This window comes from Brachybacterium alimentarium (assembly GCF_002332425.1).
Lineage (GTDB): Bacteria > Actinomycetota > Actinomycetes > Actinomycetales > Dermabacteraceae > Brachybacterium > Brachybacterium alimentarium.
The window spans coordinates 38,302-58,126 of the sequence record NZ_NRGS01000011.1 but is presented as its reverse complement, the minus strand read 5'-3'; the positions used below and the strand labels follow the sequence as shown (position 1 = coordinate 58,126).

Sequence of the window (19,825 nt, the reverse complement as noted above, 5' to 3'; positions counted from 1 at the left end):
GCATCATGAACTCCACCGCCGCAGGCACCGCCCCCAGGAAGCTCGACATCTCGAAGCTCCTCATCGAGAGCCGGGCCTTCCTGGCCCTCGCGCTCATCATCGTCATCTTCTCGCTGCTGTCCCCGAACTTCCTCACGGTCAACAATCTGCTGATCATGTCCTCCCACGTGGCGATCTTCGCGCTGCTGTCGCTGGGTCAGCTGCTCGTGGTGCTCACCGGGGGGATCGACCTCTCCGTCGGCTCGATCCTCGGCTTCACCGCCGTGATCGCCGGATTCCTGCTGCGCGGCGTGCCGATCAGCATGTTCGGCGTGACCCTGTACCCGAACGTCCCGGCGGCGGTGCTGATCGCGATCGTGCTCGGCGGGGCGCTCGGACTGATCAACGGCGTGCTGGTCGCGAAGTTCAAGGTGGCGCCGTTCGTGGCGACGCTGGGCATGCTCTACGTGGTGCGCGGCTTCGCGCTGCTGATGACCAACGGCCGCACCCTCAACGACCTCTCGGGGGACGAGGCGCTGGGCAACACGGGCTTCGAATGGCTCGGCTTCAACCGTGTTCTGGGCATCCCCGCCGGAGTGCTCATCATGGCCGTGATCGCCCTGGTCATCGCCGTGGTGCTGGGACGGACGACCTTCGGCCGCTGGCTGTACGCGACCGGTGGCAACGAGCGGGCGGCGCAGCTGTCCGGCGTGCCCGTGCGGAGCGTGACGATCTGGGTCTACGTGGTCTCGGGCCTGTGCTCGGCCGTCGCCGGCATCATCCTCGCCTCGACCCTGACCAGCGCGAGCCCCACCGCCGGGAACACCTACGAGCTCACCGCCATCGCCGGCGTGGTGATCGGCGGCGCGGCCCTCTCCGGCGGTCGCGGCACCGTGCGCGGCACCCTGCTGGGCGCCTTCGTCATCGGCTTCCTCTCCGACGGCCTGGTGCTGATCGGCGTCTCCGCCTACTGGCAGACGGTCTTCGTGGGCGCCGTCATCGTCGTCGCCGTCCTGCTCAACACCCTGCAGTACGGCCGCCCCGGCAAGGCGAGCAGGGCCGGGCGGAAGACCGGCGGGGCCGGCACACCCGGCGAGCCCGGTGGGCCCGGTGAAGCCGGTGGGCCCAGCGGTCCTCGGGCACCGAGCGATCCCGGCGGCTCGAGCGAGAGCGCTGAGCCCGCTGCGCCTGCTGGGCCCGCTGGGTCCGCTGGCCCCCGCTCCCCGTCCTCCGACTGACCGACCCCCGATCCGACCCGTTTTCATCCACCCCGCTCACCGCATCTCGCGCACGAGCTCCGATGCCTCCCCACCGGCGGCATCCCTCCGAAAGGAAGACATCATGGAACGCAGGCATTTCCTCTCCGCTCTCGGCATCGGCGCCGCGACGGCCGGCCTCGCAGCGTGCTCCGGCGGCTCCGACGACTCCGGTGACTCGGGTGGTTCCGGCGGCGGTTCCTCCGACTCCGGTGGCGGCGGGGCCGACGGCGGCCTCATCACGATCATCGTCAACGACCCCTCGAACCCCTACTGGAAGACGGAGGGCGACGTCGCCGCCGCGAAGGCCGAGGAGCTCGGCTACACGACCACGATCGGTGCCCACAAGGGCGACACCAACACCGAGAACACGCTGGTGGACACGGCGATCTCGAACCAGTCGGTGGCTCTGATCATGGATCCCGCCAACGCCGACGGCTCGATCGGCACCATCAAGAAGGTCCTCCAGGCGGACATCCCCGTCTTCCTCATCAACGCGGAGATCAACGAGGCCGGGCTGGTCAAGGCGCAGCTGGTCTCCAACAACGCCCAGGGCGCGGCGCTCGGCGCCCAGGAATGGGTCGAGCGCATGGGGGAGGAGGGCACCTACGTCGAGCTGTTCGGCCTGCCCTCGGACAACAACGCCCAGACCCGGTCCAACGGCTTCACCACCACGATCGCCCAGTACCCCGATCTCGAGAAGGTCGGCGAGGAGGTCGCGGACTGGGACCGCACCAAGGGGCACGACAAGGCGCAGTCGCTGCTGCAGGCGAACCCGGACATCACGGGGCTGATCTCGGGTAACGACGAGATGGCGCTGGGCGCGATCGCGGCTCTCAAGGAGGCCGGGGCGCTGGACGGCATCGTCGTGGGCGGGTTCGACGGCTCGCCGGACGCCGTCGAGGCGATCAAGAACGGCGAGCTGGCCTACACGGTGCTGCAGCCCGTCGCACAGTTCGCGGAGCTGGTGATCGAGATGGCCGACGACTTCCTGCGCAACGGCACCGAGCCGGAGGAGGAGAAGCAGGCCCTGGACTGCATCCTCATCACTGAGGAGAACGTCGACAAGATGACGGCGCCGTTCACCTACACGGAGTGAGCCGCAGCACTCGCGCGAGGGATCGACCGCGCGGGTGCGGAGGGCGGGGGCCGACGCCTGCGGGTGGCGTCGGCCCCCGTCGGCGCCCGACATCGGACCCGCTGCCGTCGTGGCGGAACACACGCCGGGACGCCCACCGGGTACGCGTACCCCGACCACGTATCGGGAGCAGATGCCGGGGCCGCAGGCCGCGAGCACTCCTCGGGAACACACGTCGGTTCTCGTCGGAACATTTGTGCTTGACGTATGTTCGGACGAGGCCTATGGTCATCCCGTCCCGCGCCGGCCGAGCCGTGCGCGAGTCGTGCACGAGGGCCGGGCGACCGGTCGCGCCCACACGAAGGAGTGTCCTGTATGAGTTCGACGACCGAAGCATCCGGTCAGGTCGACGCGCCGGACGGACGGGAGACGTTCCTGGATCGTCTCGGCATCCCGCATGTCCTGCGCTGGGGCTTCCTCGGCGTGCTGGTCTTCATGACCGGCAACGGCATCGAGTCCAACTTCGTCTCCACGCACATCGCCACGACCTTCGGCGGCGGCGACGACAAGATCGATCTCGCCGCCAAGATCATCGCCGCGTACAGCGCCGCGGTGCTGGTCGGCTCGTACCTGGCCGGCGCCCTCTCGGACCTCATCGGCCCGCGCCGCGTGATGGCCCTGGGCCTGGCCGTGTGGGTGGTCTTCCAGCTCGCCTTCCTCGGCTCGCTGCAGCTCGAATCGATCCCGCTGATCGCGATCTCGTACTTCCTGCGCGGCTTCGGGTTCCCCTTGTTCGCCTTCGCATTCCTGGTGTGGATCAACGCCGTGATCGACAAGGAGCGCAACGGAGCCGGCGTCGGCTGGTTCTACGTGATGTTCACCGGCGGCTTCCCCACCCTGGGCTCGATCGTCGCCGTGGCCCTGATCCCCGCCTTCGGCAGCGGCTTCGTCGGTGAGACGGGCGCGATGCTGGCGTCCACGGCGATCGTGGTGATCGGCTTCCTCATCGCCTGGTTCGGCGTGCGCGAGAAGCACGGCTCGATGCGGCTGGCCCCCGAGGGCGAGTCGTCGTCCGGCGTGATCCTCTCCGGTCTGCGGCTCACGTTCACGAACAAGCGCATCGCGATGGGCTTCCTGACCCGCCTGATCAACACTGCGCCCGAGTTCGGCATGTTCATCATCCTGCCCAACGTCATCGCCGGTTCGATCGACGACGGCGGACTGGGCTGGAGCCAGTCCCAGTGGCTCGTGATGACCGCGATCGTCTACGCCGGGAACATCCTGTTCAACGCCGCCTTCGGCACGCTCGGCGACAAGTGGGGCTGGACGAAGACGGTGCGCTGGTTCGGCATCCTCGGCTCCGCGATCGGGCTGCTGGCCTGGTGGTACGTGCCGCACCTGGTCCCCGCCGGCTCCGACTGGGGCTTCGTGGTCTCCGTCATCGCCGGCACCGTCTTCGGCATCATGCTGGCCGGCTTCGTGCCGCTGGGCGCGATCATGCCCGCGATCGCTCCCCGGCACACCGGTGCGGCGATGGCGATGTACACCACCGCCGCCGGCGGTGCGACCTTCCTGGGGTCCGCCGTGGTCGCGATCGTGCGTCCCTTCGGCGGCAACGTCGGCGTGGTCTGGGCCTTCATCCTGCTGTACGCCTGCGCCTTCACGATGACCTTCTTCTTCAACGTCCACCAGCCGCGCCTGCACGGACCGGCCGTGGACGACGACGCCGAGGCCGACGCGCCGACCGTCGCCTGACCGTCGGACGCCCCTCGCCCTGCAGTTCCCACCTGAGAGAGACGTGTGATGACCTACCTCTTCGATGATCCCAAGTCCTTCCCCGCCGACGCCGTGGAAGGCCTCGTGGCCGCCCACCCGGAGGAGCTGCTCCAGGTGCACGGCGGCGTCGTGCGCAAGAACGCGACCCCTGCGGGCCAGCCGGCGCTCGTGGTGGGCGGCGGCTCCGGCCACTACCCGGCCTTCGCCGGATGGGTGGGCCCGGGCTTCGCCCACGGCGCCCCCTGCGGGAACATCTTCTCCTCGCCGTCCTCCGACCAGGTGTACTCGGTGGCTCGCAATGCCGAGAACGGCGGCGGCGTGATCCTCGGCTTCGGCCACTACGCCGGCGACGTCCTGCACTTCGGTGTCGCCGCCGAGAAGCTGCGCGCCGAGGGCATCGACGTGCGCATCGTGGCCGTCAGCGATGACGTCGCCTCGGGCCAGACGGGCGAGCACCGCGATCGCCGCGGCATCGCCGGTGACCTGCCCGTGTTCAAGATCGCCGGCGCCGCGATCCAGGCCGGTGCGGATCTCGAGGAGGCCGAGCGCCTGGCCTGGAAGGCGAACGACGCCACCCGGTCCCTCGGCGTCGCCTTCGACGGCTGCACGCTGCCCGGAGCCGACGACGCGCTGTTCCATGTCCCCGAGGGGAAGATGGCGATCGGGCTGGGCATCCACGGCGAGCCCGGCATCGACGAGACCCCGATGCCGTCGGCCGCGGAGCTCGCCGAGGTGCTGGTGGACGGCGTGCTGAAGGAGACCCCGGAGCTCGACTCCGAGCGCGTCGCCGTGGTCCTCAACGGCCTGGGCACCGTGAAGTACGAGGAGATGTTCGTGGTGTGGAAGCACGCCGCACAGCTCCTCGCCGACGCCGGCCTCACCGTGGTGCGCCCCGAGGTGGGCGAGCACGTGACCAGCCTCGACATGGCCGGGCTCTCCCTGACGGTGATGCGCCTGGACGACGAGCTCGAGCAGCTCTGGCTCGCCCCGGCCGACACCCCGGCCTTCCGTCGCGGCGGCACCGTGGGCGGGGACCGGGGCGAGGAGCGCGGGGAGCTGTACAGCCCTGGAGAGGATCCGATCCCCGAGGCCACGGAGGAGTCGCGTGATAGCGCCCGCACGATCACCTCGATCCTCGGCGAGGTCGAGTCCCTGCTGGTCGAGCTCGAGCCGGAGCTGGGCCGGATGGACGCGGTCGCCGGGGACGGCGATCACGGCCAGGGCATGGTGCTCGGCATCCGCGCCGCGCACGCCACGGCGCAGCGGGCCGCCGAGAACGGGGCCGGCGCCCGTACTGTGCTCGTGCAGGCCGGGGCGTCGTGGTCCGCCGACGCCGGCGGCACCTCCGGTGCGCTCTGGGGCGCGGCGCTGACCAGCCTCGGCAGCGCGTTCGCGGACGATACGGCGGTGGACGACGAACAGCTCCTGACCGGGCTCGTGCAGGCCGTCGAGGCCGTCGAGCGGCTGGGACGCGCGAAGCCCGGCGACAAGACGATGGTCGACGCCGCCGTGCCCTTCCGCGAGTCCCTCGCCGAGGCGCAGGGCTCTGGCTCGTCTGCGGCCGACGCCGTGGCCGCGGCCGCGGCGAAGGCCACCTCCGCCGCCGAGGACACCGCCGACATCGCCGCCACCATGGGGCGCGCCCGCAACCACGGCGACAAGTCGGTGGGCACCCCGGACCCGGGCGCGATCTCCTTCTCGAAGATCGTGACCCTGCTGGGCGAGCAGCTGTCCGCCTGAGCCGGCGTCCCCGCGGGGCGGGCGGCCGTCCGCCCCGCGGGGAGACCACCGATCGGTCGGACGTCCTCGGTCAGGGAACACTCCGCCGCTCGTCCGCGTTGCACTGGGGAGAGGTTCCCGGGGCTCGGGGGAGAGCGCCGACCTCGAATCACTACGAACCGCTACGAACCACCACGAACCACTACGAAGGAGCAGTCATGGGCTGGAAGATCGTCACCGGATCCGACAACGCGGGCTACGGCCACAAGAGCGCGCTGAAGGAGCTGCTGGAGTCCGATCCGCGGGTCGACGAGGTCATCGACGTCGGCGTCACCGGGCGCGAGGACGGCACCTACTACCCGAACGTCGCCGTCGAGGCGGCGGAGAAGATCGCTGCCGGTGAGGCCGACCGTGCGCTGCTGGTCTGCGGCACGGGCCTCGGCGTCGCGATCGCGGCGAACAAGGTCTCCGGCATCCGTGCCGTCACCGCGCACGACCTGTACTCGGTGCAGCGCTCGGTGCTCTCGAACAATGCGCAGGTCCTGTGCATGGGCGAGCGCGTGGTGGGCCTCGAGCTCGCCAAGGAGCTCGTGAAGGTCTGGCTGGACCTCGAGTTCGATCCCGAGTCCTCCTCGGCCGCCAAGGTCGACGCGATCTGCGCCTACGACGGGTCGCTCGAGCAGGCCTGAGGCAGGCCTGAGGCCTCCCCGCGCTCACTGCGCCAGCGCGCGCCCTCGTTGTTCCGGCAGGGTGAAGGCTGCTGCCGCTGCGAGGGCGAAGGCGATCGCGAAGCAGACGAAGGCGAGGGTCTGCCCGCCGGCTACCACCAGCACCGGCACCAGGAACGGGGCCAGCATGGAGGCGATCCGGCCGAACGCCGCCGCGGCGCCCGTCCCTGTGCCGCGCACTGCCGTCGGGTACAGCTCGGGTCCGATCGCGTACAGCGCGCCCCACGCACCGAGGTTGAAGAAGCTCAGCGCGCAGCCGGCGGCGATGATCGTCGCCTCGGAATCCGCGAGCCCGTACCCGATCGCGGAGAGCGCGGATCCGGTGAGGAACACGGTCAGCGTCCAGCGCCGGCCGAGCACTTCGATCAGCCAGGCGGCCATCGCATAGCCCGGGATCTGGGCGAGCGTGATGATCAGCGTGAAGGTGAAGGACTGGGTGAGCGTGAATCCCCGCTCCACCAGCAGCGTCGGGATCCAGATGAAGGCGCCGTAGTAGGCCAGATTGATGCAGAACCATACGGCCCACAGGCCGGCGGTGCGCCGGCGCAGCGCACGCGACCAGATGCCGCCGGTGCTCTCGACGGTGTCGGCCTGAGGGATCTCGCCCACGGCGTCGGGAGCCGCGACCCGAACCGTCGCCTCACTCGCCTCACTCGCCTCACTCGCCTCACGCGCGGCGCCGGGCGCGGGCTCGGCGCCGACGGTGCCGCTCGGCCCGTCGGCCGTCTGCCCGCGGGCGCTCTGCTCCGCGGCCTCCTCGAAGCTGCGCACGATGGTCTCGGCCTCGTCGTGCCGGCCCTTCTGCTCCAGGAATCGCACCGACTCGGGCATGCCCCACCGCACGACCAGCGAATACGCGGCCGGCACGAGGCCCACTGCGAGCGCCCACCGCCAGCCCGTCGGCCCCGACGCCGCGACGAAGGTGCCGATCACCGCGGCGAGGATCCAGCCCAGCGCCCAGAACGCCTCGAGCCAGACGATCACGCGCCCACGGATCCGGGCCGGGGCGAACTCGCTCATGAGCGTCGAGGCCACGGGCAGCTCCGCGCCGAGGCCCAGCCCGACCACGAAGCGCAGCACGATCAGGGTGCCCACGCCCATCGCGAGCGCCGAACCACCGGTGGCGAGGCCGTAGACCAGCAGTGTGAGGGCGAAGACGGACCGTCGGCCGATCCGGTCGGCGAGCAGCCCGCCCACGCTCGCGCCGATCGCCATGCCGGCGAACCCGGCGGAGGCGATGAGGGAGCCGTCGCCCTTGGAGATCCCCCAGTGCACGCTCAGAGCGGCGATCACGAAGGAGATCAGTCCCACGTCCATCGCATCCAGCGCCCAGCCGATCCCGGAGGCGCCCAGAAGCTTGCCGTGCTTGCGGGTGAAGGGCAGGCGGTCCAGCCGCTGGGACCTGGTCAGCGAGTGCTCGGCCTGCGGTGCGGCCGGCACTGACGAGGAGGTGCTGGGTGTCATCGTGTTCTCCGAAAGGGGCGGGGTCAGCGCTGGGCGTGGGCGGCGAGGTCCAGCTCGGCCTCGCCGCGCAGCACCGCGAGAGCGCGCCGAGCGCGAGCACCGCCCCAGGGGGAGAGGATCTCGGCGTCCGCCTCGTCGATCAGCGCCCAGTCATCGAGCTCCTCGACCTGAGGCACCACGGTCGCCTCGAGCTGAGCGCGGGGGATCACGCCCGCGTCGAAGACGAAGTGCACGCCCATCGGGGCGCTGCGGGCAGCACTCGAGGGCATCCAGTCGATCGCGAGCAGACGCCCCACCTCCAGGTCCAGTCCGAGCTCCTCGAGGACCTCCCGCCGGGCGCAGCGCCGAGGGTCCTCCCCGGGATCGACGCCGCCGCCGGGCAGCAGCCAGTGGTCGCGGTAGTTCGGCTTCTCGACGACGAAACGGCCGTCCTCATCGCGCAGGATGACGGCGCCGGAGCTGATCACCTTGGGCAGGGAGGCGAAGTAGGCAGGATCCGGGAGCAGACGAGGCATGCCCCTATCGTGGCACCGTCGGGCGCTGCGGGGCAGGGGCAGTCCGCGAGCGGGCGCCTCAGTCCGCGGGGACGAACCGCACAGTGCTGCCCGGGGCCGCTTGGGCCAGCAGGTCCAGTCCCGCCCGGGTGACGACGGCGAGCACCGGATAGCCGCCGGTGCTCGGATGATCCGGCCCGAACACCACCGGCAGCCCCGACGGCGGCACCTGGATCGCGCCGGGCACCGTCGCCTCGCTCGGCAGGGAGCCCGCCCCCTCCGGCACCGGCAGGGCCGGGCCGTCCAGGCGCACCCCGATGCGGTCGGAATCGCCGCGGACCGTCCACTGCGTGCTGGTCAGCGCATCGAGCGCCTCGCTGCCGAGCAGCTCGTCGCGGGGCCCGGCGTGCACGCGGATGCGAAGGGACGGGGCTTCGGCCGACGGGGAGCGCTCGTCGGCCCCGGAGGCGTGCTCCTGCTCCGATTCGCGCTCCGCTCCCGTCGGACCCGGCGCACGGTCGGGCACCGCATCGAGGCCGTGCACGGGGCCGATCAACAGCACATCCCCTGCCTCCAGCGGGGCGGGGCCCAGCCCGGAGAGCGTGTCGCGGGACAGGGAACCGAGGACGGCGCCGGATTCTGTGCTGGCTCCTGGGCTGGCTCCTGCGCTGGCTCCTGGGCCGGGATCGGCGGTCGTCCGCCGCACTCCCCGGACCCCGCCGCGGATCGCGAGGAGACGGCGCAGACCCTCGGCGGGGGGACCGATGACCAGCACGTCCTGGGGATCCAGGGCGATCGCATGGTCCTGGGCCTCGGCCGGCTCGAGCTCGAGCTCTCCGACCTCGGGATCGGTGCGGTGCACGGTGAGCGTGCCGGGCGCACCGGAGACGGCGACGACCGTCGGGACCAGCGCCCGCAGCCGCACCGGGCCCCACAGCGATTCGAGCACGGCCGCGCGCGGGGAGTTGCCGACCGCGACATCGGCCCGCACCAGCGCGCCACGATCGAAGGCCCCCGACGCGCTCACGCCGATCGCCCCCTGACCCGCACGCCCGCCATCCTGCAGGAGCAGGAGCTGCCCGGGGGCGAGCACTTCGAGTGCGGGCCGAGCATCCTCCAGGGGCACGGCCCGGGCACCCCGCCGACGGGCCAGCCTCGATGGCACGGCAGCGGCCTCCGAGCGCGCTCGGGCCAGCGCCGAGGTCGTCGCCGAGAGGCGCGAGACGGCCCGCTGGGCGGTGAATCGCACGCGCGTCCCGGGGGTGAGCAGCGCCGGCGGCGTGCGCGCGGTGTCGAACAGCTCGGCCTCGGTGCGGCCGATCAGCTGCCATCCGCCGGGGGAGGAGCGGGGATAGATGCCGCAATAGCGGGCGGCGAGTCCCACGGCGCCGGCCGGGACGGCGGTGCGCGGTTCCGCACGACGGGGCACGTCCCACGGGGGCCCGGGCGAGCCCGACCCGTCCGTCTGCGCGGAGACGACATCGGAGGCGTCGGGGACGTCTCCGGGCACGAGATACGCGAAGCCCGGGGCGAAGCCGCCGAACGCCGCCGTCCAGGTCGCACCGGTGTGGGCGGCGATCAGGGCGTCGGGGCTGAGACCGAGCAGCTCGGCTACCTCGGTGAGGTCCTCGCCGTCGTAGACGACACCGATGCTGCGCTCGGTGCCCGCGCTCTGCTCCTCGCCCGGTGCCGGGAGATGGTCGAGCAGCGCGCGCAGCGAGTCGAGGTCCCGGGCTGCGGTGCCGGACAGCAGCAGGGTGGTCTCCGCAGGCACCAGATCCACCAGGTGCGGCGGATCCAGGGCCTGGACGGCCGCCGCCGCGGCGAGCACCGAGGCGGTGTCCGGATACTCCGCGAGCAGCGCGGACTCCCCCGCGCGGTGCACCGCGCGGGGCGCAGCGAGACGGGTCCCCTCGGAGGGCGCGGACGGGCTGGTCACAGGGCCGCCTCGAGCAGCACGCCGGCGCCCTCGAGCGTCGAGCGGACCGCGCGGGCGAGCTCGACGGCACCGGGGGTGTCCCCGTGCAGGCACAGCGAGCGTGCCGGCAGAGCGATCCAGGAGCCGTCGTCGGCGCGCACCCGCTGCTCGGTCGCGATCTGCAGGGCCTGTGCGGCCACGGCCTCGGGATCGGTGAGCACGGCGCCGACCCGGCTGCGCGGCATGAGCGTGCCGTCGCGGAGATAGGCGCGATCGGCGAAGCCCTCCAGGACCACGTCGATGCCTGCCTTCTGCGCGAGGTCGACGACGACGGCGCCCGGTGCGGCCACCAGCGGGAGGTCCCCGCCGAGCTCCGTGAGCGCCTGGACGACCGCCCCCGCCTGGCCCTCGTGGTGGGCGATCGCGGAGTACAGGGCGCCGTGCGGCTTCACCCCGCGCACCGTCGTGCCCGCAGCCCGGGCCATCGCCTGCAGACCTCCCACTTGGACGACCACCTGGTCGACGAGATCGGCCGGAGCGATGTCGAGGAAGCGTCGGCCGAAGCCCTGCAGGTCCGGATAGGCGACGTGCGCGGTGATCACGACGGACCTGTCCGCGGCGGCGCGGGTCGCCGCGCGCATCGTGCCGGGGCCCCCGGCGTGCCCCCCGCAGGCGACGTTCGCCGTGGTCACGACGTCGAGCATCGCGGCGTCGTCGCCCATCGACCAGTCGCCGTAGCCCTCCCCGAGGTCGGCGTTGAGATCGAGCGGCGCGGGCAGGGCGGTCATCGGCGAGCGTCTCCTTCGATCGGTGCAGCGGTGCTCATCCATTATCGGCCCTCGGCGGCCCGGATGTCGTCGGACGGCCGCGGAGGCCTGTCGAGGGGCGAGGGCTGACGGGCAACGGGCGACCGATACTGTCGAGGCATGAGTCAGAGCTCCGACAGACCGCACCCCGCCGGCCCCGCTCCGTCGGCCACTGCGTCGTCGGGCCACGGGTCATCGACCCCGGGCGCGGTGCCTGACCTTCCGGGCGGCCTGACCTCGAACGATCCTGCCTCGCCGATCCGCTACACGGCAGAGGATGCCGCGGCGGCCGCCGATGTGCTGCGTCGCGGCGAGGAGGGCCAGGCGGAGCTGCTGGTGTCGCTGACCGACGAGCAGATCGCGGCCCTGGACGGCTATGAGCGACGTCAGTTCACCGCGACCCCGTGGCTCGAGGAGCAGGGGGAGCATCGGCGCCTCGCCGCGGCCGTGGGCCTGCGCGCGCTGATCGCCGCCGGACGCGTCAGCGCCCTCGCGGATCCGGGAGGCGGCGAGCCGAGGTGGCGGGCGGATCCGGAGATCGCCGGCTGCCTGGTGCTGCGCCGCACCGCGACGCTGTTCCTCACGGCTGAGCGCACCGTGCAGACCCCGCAGGGCCCGGAGGTCCAGCGCCTGCACTACTGCGTGCACGACGACGGGGTGCTCGAGGAGGAGGTGACCGCGCTCGGCATCCATCGCTTCACCCCGCTGCGCCTCGAGCAGGCCATCGCCCGGCTGGTCGTCCTGATCGACCCCTCCGGGGTCGCCGCGGGCGAGGGGCAGCCACAGCGAGTGCGCTCCTCCGAGCTCGCCACCAGCGCGATCGGTCAGCAGCTCGCCGCGACCCGTGCCCTGACCGTGCTCACCGTCGTGCGCACGGCGGACGGCTCGGTGCAGCAGGCCAGCAGCTATGCCACGGCGGACGCAGTGCTCACGATGGAGGCGCTGGACCCGGGGTCCGAGGATCCGCAGCTCGAGTTCCGTGCGGTCGGCCCCGCTGACCTGCGCGCCCTGGCGACCGTACTGGTCAGCGGCGGCGGGGCCGGCTGAGAAGGACTCGTCGGCCCCAGGGCCTCAGACCTCCCGGACCAGGGCGTCCCGCAGAGCCCGCGCGGCGGCTTCGGGGTCCCTCGCCGCGGTCACGGCGCGCACCACCACGATCCGCTCGGCACCTGCCTCGCGCACCTCGGGGACGCGGCCGACGTCGATCCCGCCGATCGCGAAGAACGGCGTCGGCGCCTGGCTGGTCGAGGCCAGCTCGGCGGCGGCACGCGGCAGCTCGAGTCCGATGGCGGCCCGGTCCGGCTTCGTCGGCGTCTCCCACACCGGGCCGGTGCAGAAGTAGTCGATCCCGGGATCGGCCTCCGCCTCGCGCATCTGCTCGATCGTGCGCGTGGAGCGCCCCACCAGGACCTCCGGGCCCACCAGTGCGCGCGCATCCTCCGTGGTCAGATCGCCCTGACCGAGATGGAGCACGTCGACCCCGGCGAGCACGGCGACGTCGGCCCGATCGTTCGCGGCGAGCAGGGCGCCGTGGGCCTCGGCGACGGGACGCAGCGCCCGCAGCGCTTCGACCTCGGCGCGTGCTTCGGCGTGCTTGTCCCGCACCTGGAGGATGTCGACGCCCCCGCGGAAGGCCGCCTCGGCGAAGTCGAGCAGCTCGGGCAGGCCCCGCGAGAGGTCCACGCACACGTACAGGCGCGCGTCGGCGAGAGCGCTGCGACGCCGATCTCCCGCCTCGTCCCTCACGACGCGGCGGCGCACTGGTTGGACCGGCGGGACAGGCTGGGCCGGCGGAATCGGCTGGACCGGCTGGGGAGTGCCTGACGCGGACGGAGCGTCGGTCGACGTATCCGGGGGAAGATCGGGGTTCATGGCAGAAGCGTCCCACAGGAGCTGGGCCCGATGGCTGCGGGGTCCCGCGCTCCGGTCCGCCCACGGCGTAGACTCGGGGCGTTCCGTGGGAGCCCGAGACGACGGGCTGAGAGGGCGCGCCGCGCCGACCACCAGCACTGGATGCGGATCATGCCGCCGTCAGGAGGAATGCGCTCATGCAGCGTGTCACCGTCATCGGAGCGGGCATCGTCGGCCTGCTCACCGCTCTCGAGCTGCGCCGTCGCGGCCACCGTGTGCGGCTGCTGTCCGAGGGGATCGCCGAGGGCGCGAGCTTCGCCGCCGCCGGGATGCTCGCCCCCGCCGCCGAGATCCAATACGGCCAGGGCCCCTTGTGGGACATCATGCGCGAGGCGGGAGATCTGCATCGTGACCTGGCCCGTCGTCTCCCGGACGCGGGCTACCGCGACGACTCCACGCTCGTCGTCGGCCGAGACGCCGCGGACTTCGCCGCCCTCCGGGACCTCGCCGCCGTGCAGCGCTCGACCGGCGCCGAGGTGCGCGAGCTGACCGGTGCGGCCCTGCACCGCGAGGAGAGCGCGCTGCGACGCGGTCTCGCCGGAGGCACGCTGCTCGCCCGTGACCATCAGGTCGACCCGAGGCTGCTCGCCGCTGCGGTCCGCGCGGCGCTGACGGCGGAGACCGCGGAGCACGTCGGCCCGCCCGTGGAGGTCTGCTGTGAGACCGTGACCTGCTGTGACGACCTGTCCGCCGACCGCATCGTCCTCGCCGCGGGCCTCGGCGTCCCTGCGATCGACGGACCGCATCGTGCGCTGGACCTGAACCTGCGACCGGTGCGGGGCGACATCCTGCGCCTGCGGGTCCCGCCGTCCCTGCTGCTGCCCGGGGAGGAGAACCTGGTGGCGCACACGGTCCGTGCGATCGTCCGCGGACGCCCCGTCTACCTCGTGCCGCGCGCCGACCGCACGCTCGTCCTCGGCGCGACCAGCCGCGAGGACGATCTGGCGGGCACCTCCGCGGGCGGGGTGCTCCAGCTGCTCCAGGATGCTGCGGAGATCCTTCCTGCCGTGCGCGAGACCGAGCTGATCGAGGTCACCACGCGCGACCGCCCCGGCACGCCCGACGACCTCCCGCTGCTGGGCGCGGTGCCGGGGGACGAGCGCGTGATCGTCTCCACCGGCTACCACCGGCACGGGATCCTGCTGTCGGCGTGGGCCGCCCGGCGCACCGCCGACCTGATCGACGAGATCCCGCCTGATCCCTCGACGGCGGCGCTGCTGCATGCTGTGCGCCCGCACCGCTTCACCCGCGGAGCCGTCGACGACCCCGCCGCTGCCTCTGCCCCCTCCAGCACCACATCCGCCCCCTCCAGCACCACATCCACCACCGAGTTCTCCGTCCCTGCTCTGGAAGAAGCCCGATGACCAGCATCATTCCCCTCACCGTCAATGCCGAGGACCAGTCGGTGCCCTCCGGATGGACCGTGCGCGACCTCGTCGCCGCGCGTCTGGGGCAGAGCGTCGGCGAGGACGGTCGTGCGGCCGACGGCAGCCCGCTCGGAGTGGCCGTCGCTCTCGACGACGCCGTCATCCCTCGCAGCCGATGGTCGGCGACTGCGCTCGCCGACGGCGCGCGCTGCGAGATCGTCACCGCTGTTCAGGGAGGCTGACCATGACCAAGACCGACACCACCACTGACAACCGCACCGGCACCACCGCCGGCACGACTGCCGGCACCACTGCCGATCGCGCCGGGATGGGCGCTGCGGCGCCCGCAGACGATCCACTGGTCATCGCCGGGGAGTCCCTCTCCTCGCGCCTGATCATGGGCACCGGCGGCGCGACGGACCTCGCCGCACTGGAGCGCGCCCTCGTCGCGTCTGGCACCGCGCTGACCACCGTGGCCATGCGGCGCTTCTCCACACAGACCCGTGGCTCCGTGTTCGAGATGGTGCGCCGCCTCGGGATCCGCGTGCTGCCCAACACCGCCGGCTGCTACAGCGTGCGCGATGCCCTGCTCACCGCAGAGCTCGCTCGCGAGGCGCTCGAGACCGACTGGGTGAAGCTCGAGGTCATCGCCGATGACGAGACACTCCTTCCCGACGGGGTCGAGCTGCTCGAGGCGACCGAGGAGCTCGTGCACCGCGGCTTCACCGTGCTGCCGTACACGAGCGATGACCCCGCCCTCGCCCGGCGCCTCGAGGACGCGGGCGCCGCCGCCGTGATGCCGCTGGGCAGCCCGATCGGCACCGGGCTGGGGATCCTGAACCCCCACAACATCGAGCTGATCTGCGAGCGCGCGAACGTCCCGGTCGTGCTCGACGCCGGGATCGGCACCGCCTCCGACGCCGCGCTCGCGATGGAGCTCGGCTGCTCCGCCGTGCTCGTGGCCAGCGCCGTCACCCGCGCGCAGGACCCCGAGGCCATGGCCCGCGCCATGGATCTCGCAGTGCGGGCGGGCCGCGCCGCCGCCGGAGCCGGACGCATCCCGCGCCGCCGCCTGGCCCTGGCCTCCTCCGCCTTCGACGGCCTCATCGACCCGGTCCAGCAGAGCGAGGGCAGCGGGCGGGAGGCCGAATCGTGGTGACCCCGCAGACCCACCAGGCCGGCCCGACCCTCCCGCCGCTGGTCGAGCCCGGGCCGGAGCTGACTGCCGCGCAGATCGACCGTTACCGCCGCCAGATCACCCTTGCGGCGATCGGCACGCTGGGTCAGCGCCGCCTGGGCGCCGCTCGGGTGCTCGTGATCGGCGCGGGCGGTCTCGGCACCCCGGCGCTGCAGTACCTGGCCGGCGCCGGCATCGGCACCCTCGGCGTGGTCGACGACGACGTCGTGGACCTGTCCAACCTGCACCGCCAGGTCATTCACGGCACCGACGTGCTCGGCCGCCCCAAGGTCGACTCGGCCGCCGCCGCCGTGGAACGGATCAATCCCGAGGTCAATGTCGAGACCCACCCGGTGCGGCTGAGCGCCGAGAACGTCGTCGAGCTCGTGCGCGGCTACGACCTCGTGCTCGACGGGGCCGACAACTTCCTCACCCGCTACCTCGTGGCCGACGCCAGCGAGATCACCGGCGTGCCCGTGGTGTGGGGAGCGATCCTGCGCCACCACGGCCAGGTCAGCGTGTTCTGGCCAGGCCGGGGAGCCCACTACCGGGACGTCTTCCCCGAACCGCCGGCCCCCGGGGAGGCCCCTTCGTGCGCCGAGGCCGGGGTGCTCGGCACCCTGCCCGGTCTGATCGGCACGATCATGGCCTCCCAGGTGATCCAGCTGGTCACGGGCACGGGAGAACCGCTCGTGGGGCGGCTCGCGCTGTGGGACGAGGCCACCAGCTCCACGCGCACGCTGCGCATCGAGCGTGATCCCGCCCGGCGACCGGCGACGCGGGTGGAGGTGCCCGCAGCGCTGGATCCGTCCTGTCAGGTGGGTGGTCCGACGGCCGACGAGACCCTCGATGTGCCGGCGCTGCACCACCTGCTGTCCACCGGCGTCACGCTGATCGACGTGCGCGAGCCCTGGGAGACGGCTGCCGGCACGATCGACGGGGCGCTCACGGTTCCGCTCGGCGAGGTGCTCGACCGTGGCGCGGACGTGCTGCCGGGCGGCGTGGGCGGCGGCGAGGTGGTCCTGTACTGCCAGGGCGGGGTGCGCTCAGCGCAGGCTCTCGAGCGCCTGCGCCCTGCCTGGAGCGGCCGAGAGGGCCACCTCCGTCATCTCGACGGCGGGTACGCGGCCTGGCAGGCCGCCCGGCCGGGAACGTCGTCGGGCCCGACAGACTAGCCGAGTCCGGTCGTCTGTCGCCAGCGCTCCAGCACGACCTCGAGGCGACCGTGCAAGCGCAGCGTGGCATCCGGATCGGCGCGAGTGGGACCGTCGTTGAGGATCACGACCGGTGTGTGCTGGCGCCCCGCCGCGCGCACGAAACGCAGCCCGGATTGCACGGTCAGGCTCGACCCGAGCACCAGCAGGACCTCTGCCCGCTCCAGCGCGTCGAAGGCGGCGGCGACGATCTCGGGCCGTGCGGATTCGCCGAAGAACACGACGTCGGGCTTGAGGATCCCGCCGCACAGCGGGCAGGGCGGGTACCGGAAGGAGCTGGTGCGATCCACCTCGGCGTCCCCGTCGGGGGCCTGGGCGGCGTCGGCCGCGAGCGCAGGGAGGCGCGCCGCGAGCCCAGGATTCATCGCCAGCATCCGCGCGTGCAGCGTCGATCGGGAGGAGAGCGCATCGCACTGCTGGCAGCGCACCCGGTCCAGGCGACCGTGCAGGTCCAGCACGGGATCGGACCCGGCCGCCTGGTGCAGACCGTCGACGTTCTGGGTGATCACGGCGGTCGGGGTGAACAGCTCCTCGCCGAGCGCGGCGAGCGCGAGGTGGGCGTGACCGGGACGGGCCCGGTTGAACTGCTCCCAGCCGACGGTCGAGCGGGCCCAGTAGCGCCGCCTGGCCAGGTCATGCCCCATGAACTCCTGGTAGGTCATGGGTGAGCGCGGAACGGCGTCCCGGCCGCGATAGTCGGGCAGCCCGGACGCGGTGGACATGCCCGCACCGGTCAGCACGGCGACGGCTCGATCACGCAGGATGTCAGCGCCGGCGGCGAGCTGATCCGCGGAGCTCTGACGCCCGTACTCGGCGCCGGCCATCGGGCCCCAGGCGGGGGAGCGAGGGCCGCCGCGCGTGGGGCCGGGGCCGTCCAGGGGCGCGCTGGTGGCGGAGGAGAACCATCGGCCGACGTCCGCTGCCGGACCGGCCCGGGCCGCCTCGCGTTCCGTGCTGCTGCTCATCGGTCGAGCGTAGGCGGTCAGCGGTGCGTGGTGGCGGGCTGCGACTCGGCTCCCCGCGAAATGGGCGTCAGGAGCCACGATGACGCAGGGGGGCGATCGTCGTCAGGGCTGGCTGAAGGCAGCCGGACGAGCCGGTGCCTGTCTTCTTGCTTGGCTGCCTGACTGGCTGCCTGCTCATCACGTGCTGTCGCGGGGCAGCTGCTCGTCGACGCCGTGTGGGTCGTCTCCGTGCGGCACATCGTGCTGGCCGGGTGGATCAGTGACGTGCGGCGGATCGCCGTCGTCCGCTTGATCGTGGCCTTGATCAGCAGCGTGGCCGTGAGCCCGCTCGGCGGCGGGTGAAGTGGCGGGTTCGGCGGCGGGACCGGCCGTCCGGTCCACTGTCGCGGCCTCGACCTGTGGGGAGGTGAGGGCGACAGGCCCGGTCTCCCGGGTGGCGCCGGTGCGACTGGTCCAGGTCACGCGATGTCCGGAGCTGTCGGGCTCGCGCTCGACAGCCGCTGTCTGCTCTTCCTTGTCATTGCAGAAGGCGCACAGCCCCTGTCCGTTGTCGAGGCAGGTGTGGCCCCCGGCCGCGTGGGGCTTGATGTGGTCGGCGTGCCTGATCGGGGCATTGCAGAACGGCCCGCGGCAGGTCATGTCCCGCCAGCGGATGAAACGGGCCAGGGCCTTCGGGAAGACTCGGCCGATGGACTCCACCGCGACCAGCTCACCGGTGGTGGGGTGCGTGTAGAGCCGGCGCAGGGCGAGCTTGGCCGCAGCAGTGTCCGTCCCCAAGGACTCCTCGGCGCCGTGCGTGAGGGCGCGCAATCCGTCTTCGACCTCTGCGCGCACCGCCTCAGCCGTGATCGGCCCGTACCCCTCGATCTGCGCGAGGTCCCCGCACCCGGGGTTCAGCAGTGCCCGATCGGTGATGATCACGCCGAGGTCAAGGTCGGTACGGTCGATGCCGTCCTCCAGGCCGAGCAGCGACGCGACGAAGGAATCCGCTTGAATCTGCTGATGGCCGCGCCGGTCCCCGCTCGCACGGAGACGCTCGGCCTCCAGCGAGAGGCGCTTGCGGATCTTCATCGCATCCATCGCGGGAAGCCGCGCGGAGACCACGGCCATCCCGTGCTCACCTCGGCGGACGCTCACGCTGCGTCCCTGCCGTGCATGCGCGTGCCGTCGGGCCTCGCCCTCGGGGTCGGACTCGGCGATGGCCGCTGCGACCTCGCCGCGCCACTGCTCGGTGCCGCAGCCGTCCAGCGGCGCGAGGCGATCTCCGAGGAGGGCATCGACCTGCTCGCGACGAGCAGGGGTGAGGGCGGCGACCGAGGCGGCGGTGGACCGGGCGGCGCCCTCGCTGAGCTGGCCCTTCGCCACGGCGCGCAGCATCACAGGCATCGACTCGACCAGGCGGCGGGCGGACGAGAGAGTGCGGCCGGCGAGCGCCGGCGATCGCCGCGTTCTCATCGAGACGTCCCGAATCGCGGCGCGCTCGGCGCGACGCTCCGTCTCCTCGAGCGCTTCGACCGCATCGGGCTCCTGCGCCGCATCGGCATCGGCCGTGGCTCGGTCCTCCTCCCGGAATGCGTCTGCGAGAGCGACGATGCAGCGCATCTCCAAGGCATCCATCGCGGCCCGCTGCTCGTGCAGGCGCCGGAGCACGTCGGAGTACTGGCTCGAGGAGCCGGGAGCCGGGGAGAAGAGGCCGGAAGGCTGCGTAGCCAGTTCGACCAGGAGGAACCCCTGATCGCCCAAGAGCTCCGCCAGCGCCGTCGGGCCGCTCGTGCGCACGGCGTCGAGCAGCTGCCGGGCGGGGTCATCGCCCGCCGCTGCCTCGGTGCCCTGCGCGAAGTGGTTCATGCACTCCATGATTCGCGGGCCGCAGCGCTCCGGACACCGCGGATCCGGGATCGGGGATAACCACCCTCTGTGGAGGAAGGGTCGGGCTCGGGGCTCGGGGCTCGGGGCTCGGGGCTCGGGGCTCG

General features: G+C 72.5%; 17 protein-coding genes and 1 riboswitch. Of the genes, 10 read left to right on the top strand and 7 right to left on the bottom strand.

Annotated elements, in window-relative coordinates; all coding sequences use genetic code 11:
* Positions 1-5: 5 nt before the first annotated feature.
* The 5 genes from CIK71_RS07695 to CIK71_RS07675 all read left to right on the top strand — a co-directional run bounded on the left by CIK71_RS07695 (position 6) and on the right by CIK71_RS07675 (position 6,497).
* Positions 6-1,217, top strand: coding sequence for an ABC transporter permease (locus CIK71_RS07695; protein ID WP_096164613.1), 1,212 nt, complete (start codon positions 6-8; stop codon positions 1,215-1,217).
* A gap of 103 nt (positions 1,218-1,320) precedes the next feature.
* The gene (locus CIK71_RS07690; RefSeq protein WP_096164612.1) at positions 1,321-2,334 is read left to right on the top strand and encodes a D-ribose ABC transporter substrate-binding protein; all 1,014 of its coding nucleotides are present in this window, start codon (positions 1,321-1,323) and stop codon (positions 2,332-2,334) included.
* Between the two features lie 354 nt (positions 2,335-2,688).
* Positions 2,689-4,068, top strand: a complete 1,380-nt coding sequence (locus CIK71_RS07685; protein ID WP_096164611.1) for an RbtT/DalT/CsbX family MFS transporter — start codon at positions 2,689-2,691, stop codon at positions 4,066-4,068.
* A gap of 48 nt (positions 4,069-4,116) precedes the next feature.
* The gene (locus CIK71_RS07680) at positions 4,117-5,829 is read left to right on the top strand and encodes a dihydroxyacetone kinase family protein (RefSeq protein ID WP_096164610.1); all 1,713 of its coding nucleotides are present in this window, start codon (positions 4,117-4,119) and stop codon (positions 5,827-5,829) included.
* Positions 5,830-6,026: 197 nt separating this feature from the next.
* Entirely contained in the window at positions 6,027-6,497 is a 471-nt protein-coding gene (locus tag CIK71_RS07675) for a ribose-5-phosphate isomerase (protein WP_096164609.1), read from the top strand.
* Between the two features lie 24 nt (positions 6,498-6,521).
* On the opposite strand, the gene CIK71_RS07670 is transcribed toward CIK71_RS07675, so the two are convergent.
* The 4 genes from CIK71_RS07670 to CIK71_RS07655 are packed head-to-tail and all read right to left on the bottom strand — an operon-like array spanning position 6,522 to position 11,200.
* Positions 6,522-8,000: an MFS transporter gene (locus CIK71_RS07670; RefSeq protein WP_096164608.1), complete on the bottom strand. Its 1,479-nt coding sequence runs from the start codon at positions 7,998-8,000 to the stop codon at positions 6,522-6,524.
* A gap of 23 nt (positions 8,001-8,023) precedes the next feature.
* Positions 8,024-8,515: an NUDIX domain-containing protein gene (locus CIK71_RS07665; RefSeq protein ID WP_096164607.1), complete on the bottom strand. Its 492-nt coding sequence runs from the start codon at positions 8,513-8,515 to the stop codon at positions 8,024-8,026.
* A 58-nt stretch (positions 8,516-8,573) separates the two neighbouring features.
* On the bottom strand, positions 8,574-10,433 hold the full coding sequence (locus CIK71_RS07660) for a 5-oxoprolinase subunit B/C family protein (protein ID WP_096164606.1): 1,860 nt from the start codon (positions 10,431-10,433) through the stop codon (positions 8,574-8,576).
* Positions 10,430-11,200 (bottom strand): LamB/YcsF family protein, encoded by a 771-nt coding sequence (locus CIK71_RS07655; RefSeq protein WP_096164605.1) that lies wholly within the window; start codon positions 11,198-11,200, stop codon positions 10,430-10,432. Before CIK71_RS07655 ends, CIK71_RS07660 begins: the two co-directional genes overlap by 4 nt.
* Before the next feature lie 138 nt (positions 11,201-11,338).
* Here CIK71_RS07655 and CIK71_RS07650 point away from each other — a divergent pair, with 138 nt between their 5' ends.
* Positions 11,339-12,265: a hypothetical protein gene (locus CIK71_RS07650; RefSeq protein WP_141393702.1), complete on the top strand. Its 927-nt coding sequence runs from the start codon at positions 11,339-11,341 to the stop codon at positions 12,263-12,265.
* 24 nt (positions 12,266-12,289) lie between these two features.
* Here CIK71_RS07650 and thiE read toward each other — a convergent pair whose 3' ends face one another.
* Positions 12,290-13,090 (bottom strand): thiamine phosphate synthase, encoded by an 801-nt coding sequence (thiE, locus tag CIK71_RS07645; RefSeq protein WP_096164603.1) that lies wholly within the window; start codon positions 13,088-13,090, stop codon positions 12,290-12,292.
* Positions 13,091-13,165: 75 nt separating this feature from the next.
* Positions 13,166-13,272, top strand: a riboswitch (TPP riboswitch).
* Here thiE and thiO point away from each other — a divergent pair.
* From thiO to moeB, 4 genes are all read left to right on the top strand, one after another.
* A complete protein-coding gene (thiO, locus tag CIK71_RS07640) occupies positions 13,267-14,493 on the top strand; it encodes a glycine oxidase ThiO (RefSeq protein ID WP_096164868.1) in 1,227 nt (408 codons plus the stop codon). (Overlaps the previous riboswitch by 6 nt.)
* Positions 14,490-14,738, top strand: a complete 249-nt coding sequence (thiS, locus tag CIK71_RS07635) for a sulfur carrier protein ThiS (protein ID WP_096164602.1) — start codon at positions 14,490-14,492, stop codon at positions 14,736-14,738. Before thiO ends, thiS begins: the two co-directional genes overlap by 4 nt.
* Before the next feature lie 86 nt (positions 14,739-14,824).
* Positions 14,825-15,655 (top strand): thiazole synthase, encoded by an 831-nt coding sequence (locus tag CIK71_RS07630; protein ID WP_096164867.1) that lies wholly within the window; start codon positions 14,825-14,827, stop codon positions 15,653-15,655.
* Entirely contained in the window at positions 15,649-16,848 is a 1,200-nt protein-coding gene (moeB, locus tag CIK71_RS07625; RefSeq protein ID WP_245857389.1) for a molybdopterin-synthase adenylyltransferase MoeB, read from the top strand. Before CIK71_RS07630 ends, moeB begins: the two co-directional genes overlap by 7 nt.
* Here the strand turns inward: moeB and CIK71_RS07620 are convergent.
* Positions 16,845-17,852, bottom strand: coding sequence for an NAD-dependent protein deacetylase (locus tag CIK71_RS07620; RefSeq protein ID WP_096164601.1), 1,008 nt, complete (start codon positions 17,850-17,852; stop codon positions 16,845-16,847). The genes moeB and CIK71_RS07620 overlap by 4 nt on opposite strands.
* 177 nt (positions 17,853-18,029) lie before the next feature.
* Positions 18,030-19,700 carry an HNH endonuclease gene (locus CIK71_RS07615; protein WP_141393701.1) on the bottom strand — a complete coding sequence of 557 codons (1,671 nt, stop codon included), beginning with the start codon at positions 19,698-19,700 and terminating at the stop codon, positions 18,030-18,032.
* Between the last annotated feature and the right edge of the window lie 125 nt (positions 19,701-19,825).